This is a genomic window from Microcoleus sp. Pol17C6 (assembly GCF_036701145.1).
GTDB lineage: Bacteria > Cyanobacteriota > Cyanobacteriia > Cyanobacteriales > Microcoleaceae > Microcoleus.
The window spans coordinates 1-23,098 of the sequence record NZ_JAUBQH010000061.1 but is presented as its reverse complement, the minus strand read 5'-3'; the positions used below and the strand labels follow the sequence as shown (position 1 = coordinate 23,098).

Here is a 23,098-nt window from a genome sequence, read left to right as displayed (position 1 = left end):
ATATAACATTCCTTGATCAAAATGCAAGCTTGTGATTAGTGATATCGGTCATCAAGGTCGATCGACCTTGATGATTTTACCTAACAGGAAAAATAGCCAACTCGGTATCAGGGTCGAACAAGTGAATTTTGTCATGGGCGATTGCCAACCAAAGCTCCTCGCCAACTCGGATCGATCGCTCAGGCGGAACCCGCACTTGCATCCGCACCGCCGGAGCATCCGTCAAACAAACCCCCAAATAAGTTTCGTGTCCCAAAGCCTCTACAATTTCCACTTGTACCGAAAGATTTTTGGTAGCCGGAGGGTTAATGCTCAGATGTTCCGGCCGAATGCCCAAAATTAGCCCTCGCCCGTCATATTGTTGTAGACTTTTTGCCCAAATATCGGGTAAAGTAAAGCGAAATTGCGGGTGAGAAATCAACAGCGGAGCACTAAATTCCACCGCCAAAAAATTCATCGGCGGAGAACCGATAAACTCAGCAACAAACAAATTAGCCGGCTTGTTGTAAAGCTCTAGAGGTCGAGCTACTTGTTGAATCTGGCCGACCTTCATAATAGCAATCCGATCGCCCATAGTCATCGCCTCAGTTTGGTCGTGAGTTACATAAATAGTTGTAGTTCCCAACTGTCGCTGCAACTGCACAATTTGCGATCGAGTTTCCGCCCTCAATTTCGCATCAAGATTCGATAGCGGTTCGTCCATCAAAAACACTTGAGGATTTCTAGCCATAGCCCTACCCAAAGCTACCCGCTGCTTTTGCCCTCCCGAAAGTTGTTTTGGCAAGCGATTTAAAAGAGATTCTATTTGCAATAATTCAGCTACCTCTCGCACTCGTTTTCCTACCGTCTTTTCCCGTTCCGACAAATAGCGCAAACCCGGAGGCAACTTGCGAGTCGCTCCTCCTAAAAAGTCCTCAAACAAAGGATAACTTAGAGGATTTTTAAAATAATTAGAAGCTAAATCATTAATAACCTCTTCTACCTTATTCCTAATTTTTTCTATCTTCTGGAGGCGTCCTTCTTCTCCTTGTATCTTCCCCCTTCCTTCTTCTTTCTTCCCTCTTCCTTCTTCCTTCTTTCTTCTTCCTTCTTCTTTCTCCCTTTCCGAGCGGCGCAATCCAAAGGCGAGATTATCGTAAACTGTTAAGTGAGGATAGAGAGCATAATTTTGAAATACCATAGCGATATCTCGGTCTTTAGGAGGCAAATCGTTAACCAGCCGATCGCCAACCCAAATATTACCGGCCGTCAAAACTTCCAAACCAGCGATCGATCGCAACAAAGTGCTTTTTCCGCAGCCAGAAGGCCCCACCAGCACCATGAATTCCCCGTCTTCGACCGTTAGGTTAATGCGCCGCAAAACGCTGTTAGACGAAGGGCGATCGGCTATAGGCGAGACATTTTCTGTGACGGTGTTTGCTTCTTTTTCCTGTTCTCCTTGGCGGAGGGGAAAACTTTTGTAGATATTTTCTAATACAACTTGCGCCATTAAACAATTTTTGATTTTTGATTTTTGATTTTTGATTGGGCATGGGGCATGGGGCATAGGGCATAGGGCATTGGTAATTGAGATATTCAAGGAAGGAGAAAGTTCGGTAACGAGCAGTGTACAGGATTTAAATGATTTAACGGATGGATGTTGAAGTCAGAAGTCAGATTAATTCCCCAATGCCCCAGACCCCATGCCCCATGCCCCATGACTATTGACTGCTGATAACTTTGATGATTCTTTCACCCGGATTGAGGTCAAAAACTCGATCGCCCGCAGCATCTTTCCCCCAAAAAGCTATAGCATCAATAGCCGATCGCAGCAGGCGGCCAGAATTAGTAAAAAGTTTAACATCCGTACCCGGAACAGCCTGCAGCAAGCCAACTAAAGCATCTTTAGGCTCTGAGAAACGAAAAGCTTGAGTGCCAATTTCGCCCCGGTTAGTAAGTCTGACAGAACCTGCGGGCATTCGTTTTGCCCAACCCAACTCGGAAAATAGCACCAGACTGTCGTTCGCGTCCAGAGTGATGCAACCCACCAACTCTTCCTGCTTCCGCAACCTGGTTACTTGAGATCCCTGGGCTGCGCGGCCCATTGGCGGCAGTTGTTCATCATCAATCTCAAACCGGAGGACTCGGCCTCCTGAAGTTGCGATCGCCACTTGCTCGCCGACTTTAGCCAGACTCGCACAGCGCAGCCGATCGTCCTCCTTGAGTTTAACAACAGTAACGCCACGATTAGTCAAATCAGCAAATTCCTGCATCGGCAAGCGCTTAATTTTCCCTTGCTGAGTCAGAGTTACTAAATCTGCCGCTTCCGAATTTTCCGGCAAAATAAAGTGTGCAACTGTGATTTCCGACAAAGCGCGACCGGCACTATCTTTAGTAGCACTCGGCGACAACAAACTAACGATCGGCGTTCCCCGGTCTTTGGCGCTACTACTAGGAATATCAGCCACTTTCAGCGGGTAAGCTTTGCCGTTAGGAGTTAAGACGACCAAAGTGCGATCTGTTTTCGTCAGATTTGCCGTCACAATAAAATCTTCATTTTTTTCTAAAGCTGAAACCGATTTTTCGCGACTTTTCGAGCGTGGCTTTTCCCCAGTCGGCAAGCGTCGCACGTACTGCTTGTGAGAAAATTCAACAATAGTTTCCTCTGCCTCTACAACGGGCAATAAGTTAGGCTGAATCGTTGCAGGCGACAACTGCTTCACCGCAGAATTTTTCTTACCCGAAAATTGTGGTTCGGCGTTTGCTGCGCGTGCAGTTCCATTGGCGAATTTAGTGCGGCGGGGGTCAGCGTACTTGCGTTTGAGCGAGCGAAATTCCTTCTTTAAAGCCTTCAAAAGTTCGCGCCTGTCGCTCAACAACCGCTGCAATTCTTGAATATTCGCCATCAACTCATCAAACTCAGACTGCAAATTTTGCCTTTCCAAACCAGTCAGTCTACGCATAGGCATCGCCAAAATCGCATCAGCTTGACTTTCGCTCAAATTGAGGCGAACTTGCAAAGTTTGCTTAGCAGTAGTGCCGTCAGGAGAATTTCTGAGAATGTCGATCGCGGTATCGAGATTTGTCAAAGCCAACATTAAGCCTTGGACAATATGACAGCGGCGTTCAGCAGCTTGTAACTCGTAATTGTAGCGGCGGGTAAGAGTCACTTCCCGGAAATCCAGAAATTCCTGTAACAATTGTCTCAGGGTCAACTGTCGCGGTTGACCGTTGACAATTGCCAGCAAAATCGCCCCAAAATTTGTTTGCAGGTCAGTTTGTTGGTAAAGGCGAGCGAGAACCGCTTCTGGGGTAAATTCCCGCTTGAGTTCAATCACCACTCGAATCCCTTCGCGATCGCTCTCGTCACGCAAATCAGAAATACCGTCGAGGCGGCCAGCATTGACCAACTCCGCTACCTTTTCAATCCAAGCTGCCTTATTTACCTGAAACGGAAACTCCGTCACCACGATCGCCGTTTTAGTACGCACCTTGCGATTACCTGGCACCTCTTCCACCCCGGCCACACCCCTGACCGCAATGCTGCCTCGACCCTTAGTGTAGGCGTCAACAATGCCCTCTGTAGCGACGATTTCCCCTCCGGTTGGAAAATCCGGACCCGGAATCAGTTCTATCAACTTCTCGTCCGATAGTTCCGGGTTTTCAATCAAAGCAATTAAACCGTCTACCACCTCCCCCAAATTGTGCGGCGGGATATTAGTTGCCATCCCCACAGCAATGCCCGTACAGCCGTTGAGTAACAGAAACGGCAACTGAGCAGGCAGTGCCGTCGGTTCCTGCTGCGAATTGTCAAAGTTACCAGTAAAATCAACAGTCGCCTCGCCGACTTGGGTTAGCATAGCTTCGTGGGCGATCGGTGCTAGCCTCGTTTCCGTATAGCGCATAGCAGCCGCCGGATCATTGTCCACCGAACCGAAATTGCCGTGACCCGCCAGTAAAGGATAGCGGCTCGAAAACTCCTGAACCATGCGTACCAGAGCGTCGTAAACCGATTGGTCGCCGTGGGGGTGATATTTTCCCAAAACATCTCCAACTACCCGGGCGCACTTACGGTAAGGCCGGTCTGGCGTCAGACCGAGTTCGTGCATCGCATATAAAATTCGACGGTGAACTGGTTTTAAACCGTCGCGGACATCAGGCAAAGCTCGCCCGACGATCACACTCATGGCATATTCGAGGTACGATTGCTGCATCTCGGCGTGCAGAGGCGTAGAAATTACTTGCCCGGAAAGTAGGTTGAGTTGTTTAGCCATGAGTCCTTGTGTCCGTTAATTCCTGAGTGAAAACAGCCTCTGTCAATAATGCCGAGGTTCCCTGTCTCGATTTAAAAGCCTTTGCAGCAGGCGAACCGAAAGTTCGATCCAACCGCCCAGTTGAAGAATAAAAATAAACTTAACTTGTGAAAGCAGAATCAGAGTCCCGAAGATGGGCAAAACTTGCCTCTTACTCTCCACTCTTACCCTAACCTCTATGTTGCCTTCATTTGCGCCTACCTGTCTATTTACCTTCTGCCGTGAGAAGGTTGATTCACAGGAGAACACGGAATGCCAGAAACTCAGAACGTAGTGAGGCTGTAGCTCTTCCTAGGAAAGCATCACGAGGGACTTGAGTCCCCGTCAATCTATGATAGAATTTAATTGCAATTAGGAATAACCTTCTACACGAAGAAATAGTTTATTCAGGAGAAACCCCAGATTGATCTCGTCTCAGTACAGTCGTAGCGTGGATCAAGCAGCAATGGTAGACGATCGAGCTTACCGTATTTTGCCAAGCGTGATGGACTCAGAAAGTCTTAAAAAAGAAAAGTAAGCGGAATTGGAATACCTCTGGTACTGGTACTTGTTCTGATCGTGTAGAGGCGTCTGGACTATGAATGAAGTCCAAGTTTTGGTCTTATTCAACCATAGAGCGTGGCCGTGACTCGCTGAGAGTGTCAAAAATGCCGATATTGATGAATTCATCAGTCAAAAGCTCTCCTGGCGATATCTCTTAGTCTGACATCCCCTTGATGAACGGAAGCGTCAATATTTTAAGCCGTTTTGAGGGGTTAAAACTGAGAATTAGGAATCTCCAACAATCCCCGCCAATCCCCGCTCAATTCGCTACTCCGAATGCTGTGGCGACGGGATTATGTGAATAAACATGGCTTGATTCTAATGAGGAAGAAGGAAAATAATTATCACACATTCCAGAATCTAATATCAGTTCAAAAAATAATGCAACTGTAGGCCCGTGATCCAAACTGATATCCAGTCAATCAGTTCCCATCTAAAATCTAAAATCTAAAATTTAAAATGGTAGAAGCCGGAGGCTTGACCGAAAGAGAGGATACTATAAGTCCAGGACGCACGGGTAGTCAGAAACCGGGTTTTTTCATAACAATAGTTCGTTATAGCCGGCCGAAACGAGCAAAAACCGGGTTCCGAGGCGTCGTCCCTGCGTCCAGGATTGTACTAGAAACCTGCTACCTGAGAATCTTGAGGCTCTCACCAGTGCCAGGTCTAGTTAGAAAAAACAACTAAACTGTCTGTGTGTAGTAGTCTAAATGATGGTACTGGATGCTTCTCGGCATCTGTAAACCCTCTCACAGCTAGTGGCTCAAGGATATACATACGGGTTTTGCAGGGTTCCCGGCTAATGGCGCTAAAAACTCTGCATTTTTGACGGGGAATGTACTCCCCGTGTCGTGTTCCTCTTTGGACTAAAGTCACAAAGTTTCTATACTTCCCATATTTATTTATGAAAACCGTTCTGATTGTAGAGGACGATTTGGTTAATGCTCGGGTTTTTTCCAAAATTCTGACTAAGCGGGGGGGCTTAGCCGTGAAGCACACGGAAAATGTTGAAGAGGTGATGCAGATTGCTGCCAACGGCGAAGCTGATTTGATTTTAATGGATGTGTCTCTTTCCCGCAGCGTGTACCAGGGCAAATCTGTGGACGGCATTAAGATTACTCAACTGCTCAAAGCTGACCCGCAAACGGCATCGCTGCCGATTATTTTGGTGACTGCTCACGCGATGGCTGGTGATAAAGAAACATTTCTGGATCAAAGCGGTGCCGACGGTTACATCTCTAAACCTGTGGTAGACCATCAAGAGTTTGTTAATCAAATCAAGGCTTTGCTGCCTGATTGAGTGAACCATATATGCAGAAGGAATAAGAAGGAAGAAGGAAAAAGGAAGAAGGAAGAAAGAATTGTTTGTTTGAACCAACAAACCATTAAAACTCTAGAATTACAAAGTTTGCTTAAACTCTGAATCTTCCTTCTTCCTTCTTCCTTTCGATGTCCCATCGCACCATGCGATGAGTTCGGACTTGTAATTTGTGAGGAAAAATTTGAGTTTTTTCAACTCATGAAATCGGAGTGTGCGGCGCCCGTGGAACCAAATTATCCTCAGCGAGCGCAACGCTGTTCACTCATTCATGCAATCTCAAAACTATGATTAGTCTTCGTCCTCATCGAAGTCAAAACCGATATCATCATCATCGTCAACATCAGGTCCCAAGGCGTCATCATCAGTCTCAGCGACAAACTCGTCCTCATCAACCTCAACTTCCTCAAAATCCTCATCAGCCTCAAGATCAGACCCGCGCCCGATCTCAAAACCGCTCTCGATCGTATACGCGCGACGCGCAGTACGGTCATCAAGTACCACATCCTCCTGTAAATCGTGGATGTCGTCATCAAACACAGCACCATCAAAACCCGCATCCTGAACCCCAGCATCCTCATAGGCATTGAACCCAGTACCCGCAGGAATCAGGCGGCCGATAATCACATTTTCCTTCAGCCCGCGCAGCCAGTCAGACTTACCTTCGATCGCAGCCTCAGTCAACACCCGCGTAGTCTCCTGGAACGAAGCAGCAGAAATAAAGCTATCAGTATTCAGCGAAGCCTTAGTAATCCCCAGCAACACCGGAGTATAATCCGCCGGCGCTCCACCAGTAATTGACATCGCCTCATTCACCTGCTCAACCTGCCGCAATTCTACCAACTCACCGGGGAGCATAGTAGTATCGCCGCCATCTTCCATCCTGACTTTGTTGGTCATCTGGCGAACAATCACCTCGATGTGCTTGTCGGAAATATCCACGCCCTGAGACTGATAAACCGACTGCACCTCATTCACCAAAAACGTCTGCACCTGTTGGAAACTCTCCAAGGCAGCCTCAAAAGTAGACTGCCGCTCCTTGAGCACGTGGAAGAACACCTCCAGAATTTCGTGAGGGTTAGCAGGCCCGTCGGTCAAAGCTTCGGCGACGCCTACGCGCTGTCCGTCGGAAACGATCGGGTTTTGACCAGGCAACAAAGGATACTCCTCAATCCGGCCATCATCCTCAATCACCGCAAGTTCCACAACATCGTCATCCGTAACCACGCGAGCCGTCCCCGGCCGCTTGGCTAAAATACAAGCTTCCTTCGGCTTCCGCCCTTCAAGAAGTTCCTCAATCCGTGGCAAACCCTGAATGATATCCCCAGTCTTTGCCCGCTCAAAGACCAGAATCACCAAATTGTCACCCCGCTGCACCAAATCGCCGTCGTCTACGTGCAGCACCGCACCAGCCGAAACCCGGTAAGGACGAGCCACCCGGAGCAAGAGTTTCGCCGATTCTGTCTCAGACGCAGGTACAACCTTCACAACTTGGCCGGACTCTTCGAGAACAACCCCCGGAGCTATTTCGGTACCAGCAACCAGCAGTTGACCCGGACTCACATCCGGCGTACCCGCCACAGAGATCGAAATAGAATCCGCATCTCGCATCACCAACAGTCGGCGTACTGGTTCGCCCTGCCCCTCGCGGATGCCCCGAACGATACCCGCTTCTTTGCAGAGAATCTCGGTGCGGGCGACTACTGCCCCGGGCGCGATCGACTGCCCATCTTCGACCAACAGCCGCGTGTGAGTGCTGCCCTGAGTCGGATCTGCAGACACATCCCGCCGAATCACCAGCGATTCCAAAATGACTAGCTGCAAGCGGAAAGTCTTGGAAGCTCGATCGCCCCCATCGCTGACAGCCATCGCCAACTCTTGCGACTCCGTACCGTCTTCAGGCGAACCCCAAGCCGGTCCCGAACCGTCCGCCCCAAAAGCCGTAGCATCTTCCTCATCCGGCAACAGCTCGATATCCGCCGCCAGTTGCGGAGCTCCCGAACCAATTTCCAAGATAAGCTGAGTCCGCAGCAGTTCCAATCCCTCGACAGACTTGACGCGCTCCCCATCCTTATAAGGAAGTCGCTGCACCGCTTTCAAAGAGATCGACTCATTCAGCGCCGTCTGAGAAGGCACAGGTGGCTTATCCGGCACCGGAAACTCCACCACAGGCCGCAGCAGCAAAGCCGGGCCTTCGGGAGTTTCGATATACTCCGCATAGCCCAACTCTTCGGCAACCAAGCCTGGGAAAATTTCTTCACCGGCGTTGACGATTTGACCTTCCCCAAATGTTAGCGGCGGGCGGTCAACTACATGGAGTGTGCCCGGTTTGATCACAATTTCCCGAAGGATGTCATTTTTCTGAGTGATTTCCACTGCCCCGCTGGTTTGGCAGAAAATATCCTTAACGACTTCTGTACCGGCCTCAACGTACTGGCCGTCTTCCACCAGCAGCAATGAAATATCTTTATTTACCTCGTGGCACTCTTCCGGTATCCAGAGCAGAGTGCCGCCTTTAACGACTTCGTAGCCAAGTTTAGCTTTGCCGCGCTTGTGGACTTCCACCCCCCCATACTTGACAATACCCCCTGTAGCTGTGCGGTAGCTGTCGTCGAGCAGTTCGGCGACGACTTCCCCGTTAATCACTTTGCTCCCAGGAGCCGTCTTCAGGGAAAACCGCTGCTTAGAAGATGTTTCGATCGTGTAGTGGTCGCGGCCGCCTGCGCTTTCTGCCCGCACAACTGCTTGGTCGAGCAGGACTTGGGCGGTGATAATTTCGATTTCTCTGGGGTCAGCGATGCGGACTACGCCGCCGTGTTCGGAGACGAGTTTAGTTTCGGCAATCACGCTTTCGGCCGGAATGCGATCGCCATTTTTCACTGCAGGTTCGGCGCCTGGGGGCAAGTTGTAGACCTCTCCTGAGAGAATCCAAATCAGCCCGCCTTTGCTGGCTGTGCGGGTGGTGTTCCCTTGGCGGTCGGTTTTTTCTTCAGGCACCAAATCAGCAAATTTGGCTTCTCCGGCTAAGTCGGAAGCCACGTCTGTAGTCACTTTTTCCGTAGTTTTGCGGGCGGCGCGACCGAGGATCGGCACTTCTGCCAAAACTTGACCGGGAATGGCGCGCTGTCCGTCTTTGACCATCAGAGTAGAGCCCTGGACGATCGCCAATTCGATTTTCAGTTTTTGATTTTTGGCGCCGGATTTCCCTTCTTCAAATCCGTCGCCCTCAAATACAAGTTTGCCGTTGTTTTCTGCCACCAGTGCTTCTTCGCCGTGTCTGGTGCGGAACGAGCGAGTACGCAAGTTCTTGAATTTCACTACGCCGGGGAAGGGTGCGCGTTCTTGTTTCGCGACTTCTCCAGTGAATACGCCGCCGGTGTGGAAGGTACGCATGGTGAGCTGGGTTCCCGGTTCCCCGATCGACTGAGCTGCAATAATCCCGATCGCTTCTCCCATGTCCACCATTTTCAAGTGGGCGAGACTCCAGCCGTAGCAGTGCTGGCAAACCGATCGGGTAGATTCACAAGTCAGGGGCGATCGTAAATACACCTCTGGCACCCCTGAATTACCAATTTCCGTCGCCAACTCCTCGGTAATTGGCTGATTTCGGACGGCTTTTTCGCTGCCGTAAGACACGATTTCCCCGGTTTTGGGGTGCACCACATCTTTGGCGAACACCCGCCCTAGCAGCCTGTCTTTGAGGGGAATCAGCACTGTTGCTCCGTCCGTCATCGGCCGTACTCGAATTCCCCGCTGAGTGCCGCAGTCCACTTCCCGCACAATTACGTCTTGGGACACATCCACCAAACGGCGAGTCAAATAGCCAGAGTCTGCCGTCCGCAACGCTGTATCTACCAAGCCTTTGCGCGCGCCGTAGGAAGAGATGATGTATTCGGTAACGGTGAGTCCCTCGCGGAAGTTGGTTTTAATTGGCAAGTCGATGATTTCGCCTTGGGGGTCAGCCATCAATCCGCGCATTCCGACTAGCTGCCGCACTTGAGAAATGTTTCCCCGCGCCCCGGAGAATGCCATCATGTAGACCGAGTTTAGGGGGTCTGTGGCTCGGAAGTTTTTGACTACTTCGTCTTTGAGGTCTTCTGATGTGCTGTTCCAGGTATCGATTACTTTTTGGAAGCGTTCGACTTCGGTGATTTCACCTCTGGTGTATTTTTGTTCGGTGATGCGGATTTCTTCTTCGGCTGCATCGAGGAGCGATCGTTTTGACGGGGGCACTTGCAGGTCGTCTACGCTAATCGAAACTCCCGCTCGTGTCGCAAAGCGGAAACCCAAGTCTTTGAGTTTATCGGCCATTTGCGCTGTACGGGCCGTTCCGTAGTGCATGAAGGACCAAGAGATTAATTTTTTGAGCTGACCTTTGTCAACAACTCGATTGCGAAAAACAATTTCCTTATTTTCTGTCATTTTTCTGAGTAGTGGTAATTGGTAACTTTTACTGCCCTTCGACTTCGGTTCTCTTGAGCGAAGCCCAATGGTTCAGGAACCGCGTAGCCGAAGTATTGGTAATTGATAATTGGTAATTGGTAATTGATAAGTAGAGTGGCGGGAAAAAACAACAAGCATTTTGTAGGGGCTGGTTTAGCGTATAAGTAACCGAGCTAAGCTAGGAGATAAATGCACTCACCTGCCCTTCCCATAATAAAGTTTATTTGCACCTACCTACTTAATTGGTAATTGGTAACTTTTTCTACCCTTAGACTTTGCTCAGTCACCGCGTCGCTGAAAGTATTTGTAAGTAGTAATGGGTAAAATTTCTGGTTTCAATCACTATTATTTGTTAGCGATTATTTGTCAGTTATTACCCATTACCCCTTACCCGTTACCTCTTATCCCTTACCTCTTACCCTTTACCCATTTCTAATTGTTAATTACCGATTCGATGGTTTGGTGATAGATAATCCTGCCCGGAGTAGTGCGAATGAATTGATTGATCACCTTGCCGTCTCCGTCTTCCCGAACCCGGCGGAACTTGTATTCTTTCGTCACGATACCGTCGGTAGAGCGTTCCACCTTCAGCGGTTCTCCTTCGGGTTCAGTGTTTTCTATGGCGCCTTGAAATCTCACCCACACATAAGAGTGCAAGTCAACGATTCCTTGTTCGTAAGCTACAACCGCGTCGGTAAGGTTGGAAAAATAGTGACCGGCTCCTTTTTGAGCGTCAGGATTTTCGGCTGTCAAGTAATAGCAACCGAGCACCATATCTTGAGAAGGAGTAACGATCGGTCTTCCGGTTGCCGGCGACATAATGTTGTTAGAAGCCAGCATCAGCAAGCGCGCTTCCGCCTGAGATTCCAGAGACAACGGCACGTGCACGGCCATTTGGTCGCCGTCAAAGTCAGCGTTAAAAGCAGGACAGACTAGCGGGTGAAGCTGAATCGCCCTCCCGTCCACCAAAATCGGCTCAAAGGCTTGAATCCCCAAACGGTGGAGAGTGGGCGCCCGGTTTAGCATTACCGGGTGTCCTTCAATCACCTCCTGAAGCACGTCCCAAACGCTGGGATCGTTGCGCTGAATCAGTTTTTTGGCAGCTTTGATGTTGTTGACCAATCCTTGGCGGATCAGGCGGTGGATGACGAAAGGCTGGAAAAGTTCGATCGCCATTTCCCTCGGCAAACCGCACTGATGAATCTTCAGTTTCGGCCCCACCACAATCACCGATCGCCCGGAGTAGTCAACCCGTTTCCCCAGCAAGTTTTGCCGGAAGCGACCTTGTTTCCCTTCAATGATGTCCGACAGCGACTTCAGCGGGCGGTTGTTTGCGCCCACCACTGTCCGACCCCGGCGACCGTTGTCAATCAGCGCATCCACAGCTTCTTGCAGCATCCGCTTTTCGTTGCGGATGATAATCTCCGGCGCCAGAATTTCTTGGAGTCTAGCCAAGCGGTTATTGCGGTTGATTACTCTTCGGTAGAGGTCGTTGAGGTCGCTCGTTGCAAAACGCCCGCCGTCTAGCTGCACCATCGGCCGCAAGTCGGGGGGAATCACCGGAATCACATTGAGTACCATCCAATCGGGTTGAGATCCCGTAGCGATGAAGTTGTCAATTACCCGCAAGCGTTTAATTAACTTCGCCCGTTTTTGACCTTTAGCATTGGCAATATCTTCCCGCAACTTTTCCGCTTCACTTTCTAACGGAATATTTTGCAGCAAAACTTGCAAAGCTTCAGCACCTATGCCTACTTCTACACCTGTGAGTGTGGAATCTTCGCTGTAAAGTTCGTCTTCTATTTCCAGCCAAGCATCTTCGGTGAGCAATTGCTTGTATTGAAGTTTTTCGGCATTACCGGGATTGAGGACAACATAGGCGTTGAAATAGACGATTTGTTCGACATCTCGCAGCGGCATATCTAACAGAATTGCCATGTAACTCGGGATGCCTTTGAGATACCAAACGTGAGCTACTGGAGCTGCTAATTTGATAAATCCCATCCGGTGACGGCGGACGCGAGATTCAGTGACTTCAACACCGCATCTTTCGCAAACAATGCCTCTATGGCGAACTCGTTTGTACTTCCCACAATGACATTCCCAATCTTTTGCAGGCCCAAAAATGCGCTCGCAAAACAAGCCATCCATTTCCGGTTTCAAAGTCCTATAATTTATTGTTTCGGGCTTCGTCACTTCTCCAGTTATCTGACCGTTGGGTAAAGTCCTCTCTCCCCACTGTCGAATTCTTTCTGGTGAAGCTAACCCGATCTTGACGTAATCAAAGCGTTGTTCTATTTTAGCCATTCTTGACTCCAATTGATAATTTACAGTAGATTATTTGTGGTGCTTTCTCTTTTTTCTGTGCTTTTTTTACTGCTTAAATCAATCTTATACTCCTTTATATGTGATATTGTTTTTAATATCATAGATGACACTTGAGGAGACTCTTAAGTCATCAGCTATTTTAGAGATTGATTCTCTATCTCTAATCCTTTTTCGTACCTCAAGAGCTTGCTCGAAAGTCAATTTCCGATCGAGGTATCCACCCATGCGAGGAACTGGAACCTCTTGGCCTTCTTCCTTCCAAGTGACGTGATACTTAATATCATGTATGGTTTTGCGACCCACACCATATTCCTGAGCTACATCCTTCACTCTCTCTCCTGCGGCTAGTTTTTGCCGAATTTCTCGTACCTTTTCCCAGTCTAATTTTGCCTTGGAAAGGGGATGACTTTTGCCTTGAGTGCGTCCTTTCTTAGAAGCATCTAATGAATTTTGAGTGCGAGTACCACCCCAAAGGTGTTCTGGATTAATACAACTGGGATTGTCGCAGGTATGACAAGCATCTATCGAAGTCGGAATTTCACATCCTAATTTCTCAGCTAAAACAGCACGAGTAACTGATTTCGATTTCCCATTTTTCCAGTATCTGCCATAGCCTTGACCGTCCTTTGAGCCTTGAAAAATGATGCAGCCGTTGTCTTGAATTTCTCCTAAAAAACCGGGCAAAACTGTAGTGAAGTTATCGGGAATATTTGTCTGAAGTATCTTAGTAATAGTTTCATGTTGTAATCCATACTCTTTTGCTAGGTGGTTTTTGACTGTTCCAGATAAATATTTAGTCTGAATTTCCCGGAGTTGTTTGATCGACAATATGCCAATACCCGGAATACTTTTCCGTCTGGGAGTTTTGCGATCGCGCCCAATCATCTGCCCGGTATTTTCAGCCGCAGTTCCCGCTACGAGATGTGCTGGGTTGATGCAGCTTCGATTGTCACAGGTGTGGCAAGCAAAATAACCGGAACCAAGGAATCCTGCTATTTTTGATTCGAGGACTAATCGGTGGACTAATACCGTTTTGCCATCTAGCCACTTGCGCCCGTAACCGTTGCCAAACTTGCTCCCTTGCCAGTTAATACAGCCAGTCTTCAGGTCAACTTCTCCTTCTATTCCTGGGACAACTGTTACAATAGTCATGTCAGCGTCTCTCCTCTTAAGAGCGTTGATTCGCCTCACCAGTGTTCGTACCACTGCTGAGGCATTTTAATTGGCACTTCTCGATTTTAGATTTTAGATGTGAGATGTAAGATTGAATGCTGTCAAACAATTCTTCAATCTAAAATCTAAAATCTAAAATCTAAAATCCCTAATCTTCGTCAAGTTCGTCACGAGAAAGCGATTCGTAAGTAGGCCGGGAGGGCGATCGCTTGCCCCCAGCATCTGCCATCAAATCCACCTCAACGTGCTCGCTGCCCTCGTCGGACGTATTCACCTTGTGCACGGCAATATCCAAGCACAAAGACTGCAACTCCCGCATCAGCACCTTGAAAGATTCCGGCGTACCGGGGCGCGGAATAGCTTTGCCTTTGACGATCGCATTCAGCGCTTCATTCCGTCCCTGCATATCGTCCGACTTGACAGTAAGCAACTCTTGCAAAGTATAAGCTGCGCCGAACGCTTCCAGAGCCCAGACTTCCATTTCTCCGAACCGCTGACCCCCCTGCTGCGCTTTGCCGCCCAAAGGCTGCTGCGTTACCAGCGAGTAAGGGCCTGTGCTGCGGGCGTGGATCTTATCGTCTACCAAGTGAACCAGCTTCAGCATATAGGCGATGCCGACTGTGATCGGGCGATCGAACGGTTCACCAGTTCGGCCATCGTAGACAATAGTCTTGCCGGGGTGCTTTTCATTAAACACCCAAGGCTTGCCGGTTTTTTCGCGCGCCTCCTGTAACTTGCCGTGTACGGTTTCCCGCGACTTTTCAGCGCCGTGCATTTCATCAAAAGGCACCATCTTGAACCGCATCGACAGATTTTCGCCGGCCCATCCCAGCAAGCACTCAAAAATCTGACCCACGTTCATCCGCGACGGTACGCCCAAGGGATTGAGCACTATGTCAACCGGAGTCCCGTCGGGCAAATAAGGCATATCCTCCATCGGCAGAATCCGGGACACAATACCCTTATTCCCGTGGCGGCCGGCCATTTTGTCGCCGACTTGAATCTTCCGCTTTTGAGCTACATAGACGCGGACGACCATGTTGGCGCCAGGAGGCAGTTCGTCGCCCTGTTCGCGGGTAAACACCCGCACGTCAACCACGCGGCCTTTTTCGCCGTTAGGGACGCGGAGGGAATTGTCGCGCACGTCGCGGGCTTTTTCGCCGAAGATTGCCCTCAGCAGTTTTTCTTCCGGCGGTTGGTCGGATTCGCCCTTGGGGGTGACTTTGCCGACTAGGATGTCGCTGGCTTCTACCCAGGCACCTTTGCGGATAATGCCCTGTTCGTCTAGCTGGCGCAGCGCGTCTTCGCCGACGTTAGGAATTTCGCGGGTGATTTCTTCGGGGCCGAGTTTGGTTTGGCGGGCTTCGATTTCGTATTTTTCAATGTGGATCGAAGTGTAGACATCTTCGTACACCAAACGCTCGCTAATTAGCATCGCGTCTTCGTAGTTGTAGCCTTCCCAAGGCATATAAGCTACGAGGATATTGTGACCCAGAGCGAGTTCTGCCCCTTCGGTGGAGGAACCGTCAGCGAGAACTTGACCTGCTACGACTCGATCGCCCTCATAAATCAGCGGACGCTGGTTTAAACAAGTATCTTGGTTAGAACGCTGATATTTTTGCAGTTCGTGTTCGATGCAGCCAGCATATTTTTGCTTCCAAACCGAGGGCTGTTTGACTTTGAGATCGTCGTATTCCTTAATCAGGAAATGTTCTTCGCTGGAATTCGATTCGGCATCTACAGCTAGGGGTTTGACAATAATCCGGGTAGCGTCGATGTAAATCACCTCGCCGTCAATCCGGGAAACCACAACCATCCCCGAATCTCGCGCCGCCTGAGCTTCCAATCCCGTACCGACTAGCGGCCGTTCTGGTTTCAGTAGCGGCACAGCTTGCCGCTGCATATTCGATCCCATCAGAGCTCGGTTGGCGTCGTCGTGTTCCAAGAACGGAATCAGCGATGTCGCTACGGAGACGATTTGCACGGGCGAAATCGCCATGTAGTCCACCTGCATCGGCGTGGTGGTAGTAAATTCTTGGCGGTAGCGGACGGCTACGGTTTCGCCCAAGAGGTTGTTGTTTTCGTCGAGGCTGATGTCTCCGGGGGCGACGCGCAAATCGTCTTCTTCGTCGGCTGTCATGTAAACAGGCGCTTTGTCGCGCAGCACCCGTCCTTTTTCTACTGGATAAAAAGGAGTTTCAATAAAGCCGTAGGGGTTGACGCGGGCGTGAGTTGCCAAGGAACCGATCAGACCGGCGTTGGGGCCTTCTGGTGTTTCGATCGGGCAAATCCGGCCGTAGTGGGACGGGTGAATGTCCCGCACTGCAAACCCGGCGCGTTCCCGAGTCAGACCTCCTGGACCCAAGGCGGAAAGCCGACGTTTGTGAGTCAGTTCTGCCAGAGGGTTGGTTTGATCCATGAACTGCGATAGCTGGGAGGAACCGAAGAATTCCTTGATCGCTGCTACCAGCGGTTTGGGGTTGACCAGAGAAGCGGGGCTTAGGGAGTCGGCATCCGAGACGGTCATTCTTTCGCGGATGATCCGTTCTAAGCGGTTGAGTCCGACTCGGACTTGGTTTTGCAGCAGTTCTCCGACACTGCGGACGCGACGGTTGCCTAAGTGGTCGATGTCGTCGGTGGAGCCGATGTCGAATTCGAGGTTAATTAAGTAGTCGATCGCCGTCAAGATATCTTGCGATGTCAGCACCCGCATCGTATCGGGGACTGTCAAGCGCAATTTTTTGTTGAGTTTGTAGCGGCCGACTCGGCCCAAATCGTAGCGTTTGGGGTCGAAAAAGCGCGAGTTGAGGAGCTGTTCGCCGCCCGCTACGGTGGGGGGTTCCCCTGGACGGAGTTTGCGGTAGAGCTCCATCAAAGCTTCTTCTTCGCCGAATTGTCCTTCTTTCTCGATCGTTTTTTGGAAGTATTCCGGGTGGCGCAGGGAGTCGTAGATTTCGCCGTCTGTGAGTCCGAGGGCTTTGAGCAGCACCTGAGCCGATAGTTTGCGGGTTTTGTCGATTCTGACCCAGACTAAATCGTTTTTGTCTGTTTCAAATTTCAGCCAAGCGCCTCGGTTGGGGATGAGCGAGGCGTTGTAGGAACGGCGACCGTTTTTGTCGGTTTCCGATTTGTAGTAGACGCCTGGGGAACGCACGATTTGGTTTACAATCACCCGTTCCGCGCCGTTGATGATGAAAGTGCCGCGCTCGGTCATCAAGGGCAAGTCGCCGATGAAGACTTCTTGTTCTTTGATTTCTCCTGTTTCTTTGTTAATCAGGCGGGTGGGGACGTACATTTGTACCGAGTAGGTGCTGTCCCTGCGCTTGGCTTCGTCCACATCATATTTGGGGCGCTTGAGTTTGAAGTCTTTGCCCATGAAGTGGAGTTCCAGCTTGCCCGTGTAGTCTGTTATCGGGGAGAAGCTGTCGAGTTCTTCGATCAGTCCGGCTTCTAGGAACCAGCGGAAACTTGCCCGCTGGATTTCGATCAGGTCGGGCAAGGTGAAGGCGAATTCTGTGTAATCTTTAGTGGTCATGGGGGTCCTTTTTCCGCAGTGGCTCTAGCTTTTTACATGGCGCCAAGGCTGGGCTTTTTTACCTTGTTGCGTTTTTTTGATTGATTGTGTGAGAGAATTTATATGATGTTTTCGATCGCCTACCAACTGCTGCAACGGTTATTTTTGCGGTGCGCTCGCAGTATTTTTGTGCGGATTTTGGTTTCGATCCCGATGCTTTTAGCTCCGATATCGTGGTTTTCCTGGGTAAATCCCCTACACTTTTGACTCCTAAAATTGACTTGACAGCTATTGCCAAATTGCTGAGGTTCCAAGTTTCTTCTGATGTGTAAGTTTGAGTGTGTAAGTTTGAGGTATTGCGTGAAGTTGTGACCGATCCTGAAGGTTAGCGTACTCGCGTTGTGTTGGCAGTTTCCGGGCGACATCGCAGGATCGGATACTCAGCCAACGCCCGATCGGTCGGTTCTTTTTATTATAGGACGCAAATCCGATCGCAACAGGCAACGCCAAAAGAATCTCCAATAAAGGATGAATCCGGTTTTTCTGGCAGGATATAAATGAGATTGTCCCGATCGCTGGCTCCTAAATCGACCTGTTTTCCTCGTTTCTCTGTTCTGCTATAACTAAACTGAAAAGCCGAATAGCTGACAGGCATTTTCGGTTGTCTGCTGGGACAAAGTTAAGAGAGAAACTCCTCTCAATTTAGCAACTTGCTCGGCTACGTAGTAGACGTAGGCTGGTTCGTTGCGTTTTCCCCGCTGGGGTACGGGGGCGAGAAAAGGGCAATCTGTCTCGACTAGGATGCGATCGCTATTTACCATACAAGCTGATTCTTGTATTTGCAAGGCTTTTTTAAAGGTGACTGTTCCGCTAAAACTGATGTAGAAACCTAGGTCTAAAAACCACTGGGTTTCTTCGGGTGTGCCTCCCCAGCAGTGCATGACCCCGCGCACTGGCCCGCGTGTTTGCCAAAAGTTCCTCAGCATTTCGGCCATTGGGGCGGCGGCGTCGCGACAGTGGATAATGACTGGTTTGTCAAGTTCCTGGGCGATTTCAAGCTGGGCCTCAAACACTTTAAACTGGTGTTCTCGATCGTCAGCTTTATAAAAGTCCAGTCCGGTTTCGCCGATCGCTACTACTCTAGAGTCCGAACTTGCTAATTCCCTAATCTGGCCTGCAGTCTCGTCTTTCCACTTCTCGGCATCTAGGGGGTGGAGTCCAACCGCAAAGGACACTTCTGCAAACTGGTTGGCGATTGCTTGAATGCCGGCAAACTCTTCTGGCTCTACACAAGAATGAACCAGCCGAACTACACCAGCTTCGCGCCAGCGTTCTCGAATGGCTTCTAACTCAGATTTGTAGGTCTCAAAGTTGATATGAACGTGAGTGTCGATGAGCTGCATGGGGGAAGCAGATTAGAGGTGATACGGGAGAGTCCTGGTGGGATAGGGCGAGGGGGGAGTGAGAGAGTCTGGGAGTGGGAGTGGCAGAGAGTGTGTGGGAAAAATCTTCCGTCTTCTTCCTTCTGCCTTCTTCACGCTTGACTTCTTCACGCTTGACTTATTCCCTCAACATCCATCCCTTCAATCTTGTACACTGCTTCGTTGCCGAACTTTCTGCTTCCTTAAGATGCTACCGAGGATGCTTCGTGTGGCTTGAGGGTTCTTGCCAAGCGGGACTTTTTGCGAGCGCCGTTGTTGCGGTGGAGTACACCTTTTTTGACAGCTTTGTCAATTTTGCTGTAGGCCTCAGACATTCGCTGTTGGACTTCTTGCATTAATTCAGGACTCGGAGCTGCAGCGTACTTGTCTACGGCAGCGAAATACTTCTTCATCAAAGTTTTGACCGCTGACTTGTAAGATTTGTTGTACAAGCGGTTACGTTCGGCGATTTTGACTCGTTTGACGGCGGACTTAATATTTGCCATAGTTCAGTTGCTGGAAGTAGGTATTCATTGATACACCCTAGTCTCAAGACAGTCCCAAGACACGGGGATTTTGAAGGACAACCTTTTTGGGATCTATCCGCAAAAAGCTTGATTTTTAATGGCGGAGTGAGACAGCCACTCTCCCTTCGCTCAGATTGAGCTGAGTCTGTGGCTACTTTTTGGCGACGCCCGCGCAATAATTTTTTATTGACTCATTTAACTGCCTGTTTTTTACCCCTGACAAGACCCAAAGGTATGACACGGGTGTTACGGAGGCGTTTTGCGGTGTTTCCACCGTCACGAGTTAAAGTCACGGTTTCTTGCGCGCAATTTTCAAGTATACAATAATTTGGCGTTTTTTTATAAAAAAATTATCAGGTGTTGGAAAAACTAATATAGCACCTATTTTGCTCAAAATCCAATTCTCTGAAAAATCCAAGTTAAGCTATAACAAAGAATACGGGTTATTTGGGCTTCGGCAAGAAGCACTTACCGAAGGTAGAAGGTAAAAAGCTGAAGGTAGAAGGTAGAAGGTAGAAGACAGCCGGATCAGAAGGTAGAAGGTAGAAGGCAGAATCAAAATTCTCCCGCTCGAACACTCTCCCTCTCGGATATTATCGGGGTCGAACACTCTCTCCTCTGCGTTCCCACCCTCTTCCTCCGCACCCGGTTCTCTGGCGGGCAATTCCTAGAGAAGGTTGTGACTTGTCCTCAGTGTTGCAAAATCCTCGACAGAGATTTAAACGCTGCACTGAAGCCTTGGAAAATGCCGCGACTCTCGCGGTTTAAGCTTGTGGACTCGTGGTGGCCTACTTCTCTAGGAGAACCCCACAAAAATCCCCAATTGTCAAGCAAATGTTAGTGAAGTTATAGACGGCATTCCTAATCTCCATGCTGCGAATCATTACTCAGTGGGTTGAGGCACAAGCTGAACTGCGACGGATCTGCGATCGCACCCATGACGAACTTGTCGTTCACAAAGAAGCCACCGTGCGGGAGGTGCTGCAAGCTGTAAGGCGCAGAGGCGATCAGGCTGTGCTGCACTACACTGCTGAATTTGACCGCATGACCCTAAATGTGGAAGATTTACGGGTCAGCGGCGCCGAATTGGATGCTGCTTACCAGCAGGTGTCGAAAGAATTATTAAATGCCATCCGGCTGGCTTGCAAACAGGTAGAGGCGTTTCACCGACAGCGCGTACCCAAGTCTTGGGTGCAGTTTGGCGATGACGAGATTGTTTTGGGCAAGCGCTACACGCCGGTCGATCGAGCGGGAATCTACATTCCTGGCGGTCAGGCGTCCTATCCGAGCTCGGTGATCATGAATGCGGTTCCTGCGAAGGTCGCCAAGGTGCCGAGACTGGTGATGTGTACTCCCCCCGGACAGGAGAAGAAAATGAATCCTGCGGTGCTGGTAGCGGCTCAGGAAGCGGGAGTTGATGAGATTTATCGGGTAGGCGGGGCGCAGGCGATCGCGGCTTTGGCCTACGGTACGGAAACTATTCCGAAGGTGGATTTAATTACTGGGCCGGGGAATATTTACGTCACCCTGGCTAAAAAACTGGTTTACGGGACTGTGGGGATCGATTCTCTGGCTGGCCCGTCGGAAGTGTTGATTATTGCGGATGGTTCGGCGAATCCCGTGCACGTGGCTGCGGATATGTTGGCTCAAGCTGAGCACGATTCGATGGCGTCGGCAATTTTGCTGACGGCGGATTCGGTGCTGGCTAGGAAAGTGGTGGCTGAAGTAGACAGACAGTTGGCAAATCACCCGCGCCGAACTTTAACAGAAAAGGCGATCGCCAACTATGGTTTAGTCGTAGTAGTTGACTCGCTCAAAGCGGCGGCGGAACTCTCTAACGAGTTCGCCCCCGAACACTTGGAATTGCAAGTTGCAGATCCTTGGGCTTTGCTCGACCAAATTCGCCACGCTGGGGCGATTTTCTTGGGCTGCTCGACGCCGGAAGCTGTAGGTGATTATTTGGCTGGCCCAAATCATACTTTGCCGACTTCTGGGGCTCCGCGCTATGCGTCGCCGCTGGGTGTCGAAACTTTTATGAAGCATTCGAGTTTGATTCAATATTCGCCGGCTGCACTTAAGAAGGTGAGTAGGGCGATTAATGTTTTGGCGGAAGCAGAGGGGCTTCCTTCTCACGCTGATTCGGTGCGGCTGCGGACTGAAAATGAGGGAAAGGGTGAGTTTTAGATGGTAGATTTAAGTAGATGATCGGCAAAATACATAGGTAGTCAAAAGCGAGTGAAATGCAATGAAAGGAAGCAATTCTCTTGCGATTATGGTAGCTTTACATTCTGTGACCAGCGGCCCAGTTTATTTGCACCTACTTACTTACGCACTGCGGGCTTAAGAAACCCGGTTTCTTCAAGTATCTTGCTTAAATGACGCAATTATGTTAAGAAACCGGGTTTCTGGGTAGGTAATAATGATGTTGGTGGGAAGCGCGAAATTGTGGACAGTAGGCGACAATCAACGAAATATTTAAAGTCTAAATATCTGAGATTTAAAGGTGCATGGTATTGAATACTGTTTTGGTAGCGATCGACAATTCAGAGCTTGCAGAACGGGTTTTGCAAGTTGTAGGACAATTTCACCTAGAACCGACGGCAAAGGTGATTCTAGTTCATGTTGTGAGTTCTGGTACGTCGGATTTTGACGCGGTTGTCGATCGACCTCACGCTCAGGGAGATGAGATTGCTTACCGAGAAGTAGAGAAGTTGCTGCAATCTTATCAGGAAAAGTTGCCTTGCCAGAGCGAATTGGAGATTGTTTCGGGACAACCTGGAGAAGAAATTGTGCGTTTGGCTAATATTTATAAGGCGGATTTAATTGCGATAGGCTGTCGGGGTTTGACTGGTTTAAAGCGGATTTTGGAGGGTTCGGTGAGTGCTGAGGTTGTCGCTGAGGCTCCTTGTTCGGTGTTGGTGGTGCGCGCTAAATGAGCGGGAAAACCCCATAACCGCTGCAATGGGTAGAGTAGATATTAACCAAATTGCTGCAATCCCTTACTGTGCAAATTCTCCTCAATGTGCTGCATTTCTTTCATATCCTCACCCGCAACTATCCCGTAAATTTCCGTGTAGATTTTTCCGTATTTAACCTTCTCTAAAGCTGACAGAATTATCAAGTCCTTGCGATCGAGTTCTGATTTCAGCGTGACAAGAATCGATTCCAAAGTTCCATCCATTCGCCAGCTACTGGAATATTGAGCCACCTCCTTTCCCAGCCCCAGTAAGGTATGGCGCTGCACACAAAGCGGAGTCGAACCATTAACTCGGAAATTGGCATCAATGGCATACAACTGTCCCTCAGAGTCTTCCAGCACGTCGAAGCCAATAACGCCGAAATAACCCTGTTGGTGAGCATATTTACCAATAGCGGCAATCATCTCAAAAAACCTACTCATGTCGGTTTCGCGGTAGTGAATTAGTCCCCCTAAATAGCTGCCCTCTGGGGTGACAAGTTGGCTGGTAAGCTGATACGCAGCTAGATTGTATAATATAAATATAAAATAAGCGCTCATTAGTTAGAATGTATGCCAGCCA

Annotated in this window: 12 protein-coding genes; 3 read left to right on the top strand and 9 right to left on the bottom strand. The window is 49.5% G+C overall.

All coding sequences use genetic code 11. The annotated features are described in order from the left end of the window. Window positions 1-76: 76 nt before the first annotated feature. Both QUA25_RS23520 and QUA25_RS23515 read right to left on the bottom strand, forming a co-directional pair. Window positions 77-1,489, bottom strand: coding sequence for an ATP-binding cassette domain-containing protein (locus QUA25_RS23520; protein WP_333041554.1), 1,413 nt, complete (start codon window positions 1,487-1,489; stop codon window positions 77-79). 211 nt (window positions 1,490-1,700) lie between these two features. Continuing rightward, window positions 1,701-4,253, bottom strand: coding sequence for a DNA topoisomerase (ATP-hydrolyzing) (locus QUA25_RS23515; RefSeq protein WP_333041552.1), 2,553 nt, complete (start codon window positions 4,251-4,253; stop codon window positions 1,701-1,703). 1,486 nt (window positions 4,254-5,739) lie between these two features. Here QUA25_RS23515 and QUA25_RS23510 point away from each other — a divergent pair. Then, window positions 5,740-6,135 (top strand): response regulator, encoded by a 396-nt coding sequence (locus QUA25_RS23510; RefSeq protein ID WP_006632892.1) that lies wholly within the window; start codon window positions 5,740-5,742, stop codon window positions 6,133-6,135. Between the two features lie 309 nt (window positions 6,136-6,444). On the opposite strand, the gene QUA25_RS23505 is transcribed toward QUA25_RS23510, so the two are convergent. From QUA25_RS23505 to rpsT, 6 genes are all read right to left on the bottom strand, one after another. Further along, window positions 6,445-10,575 carry a DNA-directed RNA polymerase subunit beta'' gene (locus tag QUA25_RS23505; protein ID WP_333041550.1) on the bottom strand — a complete coding sequence of 1,377 codons (4,131 nt, stop codon included), beginning with the start codon at window positions 10,573-10,575 and terminating at the stop codon, window positions 6,445-6,447. A 453-nt stretch (window positions 10,576-11,028) separates the two neighbouring features. After that, window positions 11,029-12,903: a DNA-directed RNA polymerase subunit gamma gene (locus tag QUA25_RS23500; protein WP_333041549.1), complete on the bottom strand. Its 1,875-nt coding sequence runs from the start codon at window positions 12,901-12,903 to the stop codon at window positions 11,029-11,031. Between the two features lie 84 nt (window positions 12,904-12,987). Beyond that, window positions 12,988-14,076 carry an HNH endonuclease gene (locus QUA25_RS23495; protein ID WP_333041548.1) on the bottom strand — a complete coding sequence of 363 codons (1,089 nt, stop codon included), beginning with the start codon at window positions 14,074-14,076 and terminating at the stop codon, window positions 12,988-12,990. A gap of 169 nt (window positions 14,077-14,245) precedes the next feature. Then, window positions 14,246-17,632, bottom strand: a complete 3,387-nt coding sequence (rpoB, locus tag QUA25_RS23490; RefSeq protein ID WP_333041547.1) for a DNA-directed RNA polymerase subunit beta — start codon at window positions 17,630-17,632, stop codon at window positions 14,246-14,248. A gap of 602 nt (window positions 17,633-18,234) precedes the next feature. Further along, entirely contained in the window at window positions 18,235-19,014 is a 780-nt protein-coding gene (locus tag QUA25_RS23485) for a TatD family hydrolase (protein ID WP_333041545.1), read from the bottom strand. Window positions 19,015-19,235: 221 nt separating this feature from the next. After that, the gene (gene rpsT / locus QUA25_RS23480) at window positions 19,236-19,538 is read right to left on the bottom strand and encodes a 30S ribosomal protein S20 (protein ID WP_333041544.1); all 303 of its coding nucleotides are present in this window, start codon (window positions 19,536-19,538) and stop codon (window positions 19,236-19,238) included. A gap of 891 nt (window positions 19,539-20,429) precedes the next feature. Between rpsT and hisD the strand changes: the two genes are divergently transcribed. Both hisD and QUA25_RS23470 read left to right on the top strand, forming a co-directional pair. After that, window positions 20,430-21,743, top strand: coding sequence for a histidinol dehydrogenase (gene hisD / locus QUA25_RS23475; RefSeq protein WP_333041543.1), 1,314 nt, complete (start codon window positions 20,430-20,432; stop codon window positions 21,741-21,743). A 323-nt stretch (window positions 21,744-22,066) separates the two neighbouring features. Beyond that, entirely contained in the window at window positions 22,067-22,495 is a 429-nt protein-coding gene (locus QUA25_RS23470) for a universal stress protein (protein ID WP_333041541.1), read from the top strand. A 41-nt stretch (window positions 22,496-22,536) separates the two neighbouring features. Here QUA25_RS23470 and QUA25_RS23465 read toward each other — a convergent pair whose 3' ends face one another. Further along, window positions 22,537-23,076 (bottom strand): hypothetical protein, encoded by a 540-nt coding sequence (locus tag QUA25_RS23465; protein ID WP_333041539.1) that lies wholly within the window; start codon window positions 23,074-23,076, stop codon window positions 22,537-22,539. Between the last annotated feature and the right edge of the window lie 22 nt (window positions 23,077-23,098).

Bases quoted from the DNA above. Each gene is read 5' to 3' on its own strand.
- QUA25_RS23520 (WP_333041554.1), bottom strand. From the start codon at position 1,489: ATGGCGCAAGTTGTATTAGAAAATATCTACAAAAGTTTTCCCCTCCGC.
- rpsT (WP_333041544.1), bottom strand. From the start codon at position 19,538: ATGGCAAATATTAAGTCCGCCGTCAAACGAGTCAAAATCGCCGAACGT.
- QUA25_RS23515 (WP_333041552.1), bottom strand. From the start codon at position 4,253: ATGGCTAAACAACTCAACCTACTTTCCGGGCAAGTAATTTCTACGCCT.
- QUA25_RS23465 (WP_333041539.1), bottom strand. From the start codon at position 23,076: ATGAGCGCTTATTTTATATTTATATTATACAATCTAGCTGCGTATCAG.
- rpoB (WP_333041547.1), bottom strand. From the start codon at position 17,632: ATGACCACTAAAGATTACACAGAATTCGCCTTCACCTTGCCCGACCTG.
- QUA25_RS23495 (WP_333041548.1), bottom strand. From the start codon at position 14,076: ATGACTATTGTAACAGTTGTCCCAGGAATAGAAGGAGAAGTTGACCTG.
- QUA25_RS23470 (WP_333041541.1), top strand. From the start codon at position 22,067: ATGGTATTGAATACTGTTTTGGTAGCGATCGACAATTCAGAGCTTGCA.
- QUA25_RS23505 (WP_333041550.1), bottom strand. From the start codon at position 10,575: ATGACAGAAAATAAGGAAATTGTTTTTCGCAATCGAGTTGTTGACAAA.
- QUA25_RS23500 (WP_333041549.1), bottom strand. From the start codon at position 12,903: ATGGCTAAAATAGAACAACGCTTTGATTACGTCAAGATCGGGTTAGCT.
- QUA25_RS23510 (WP_006632892.1), top strand. From the start codon at position 5,740: ATGAAAACCGTTCTGATTGTAGAGGACGATTTGGTTAATGCTCGGGTT.
- hisD (WP_333041543.1), top strand. From the start codon at position 20,430: ATGCTGCGAATCATTACTCAGTGGGTTGAGGCACAAGCTGAACTGCGA.
- QUA25_RS23485 (WP_333041545.1), bottom strand. From the start codon at position 19,014: ATGCAGCTCATCGACACTCACGTTCATATCAACTTTGAGACCTACAAA.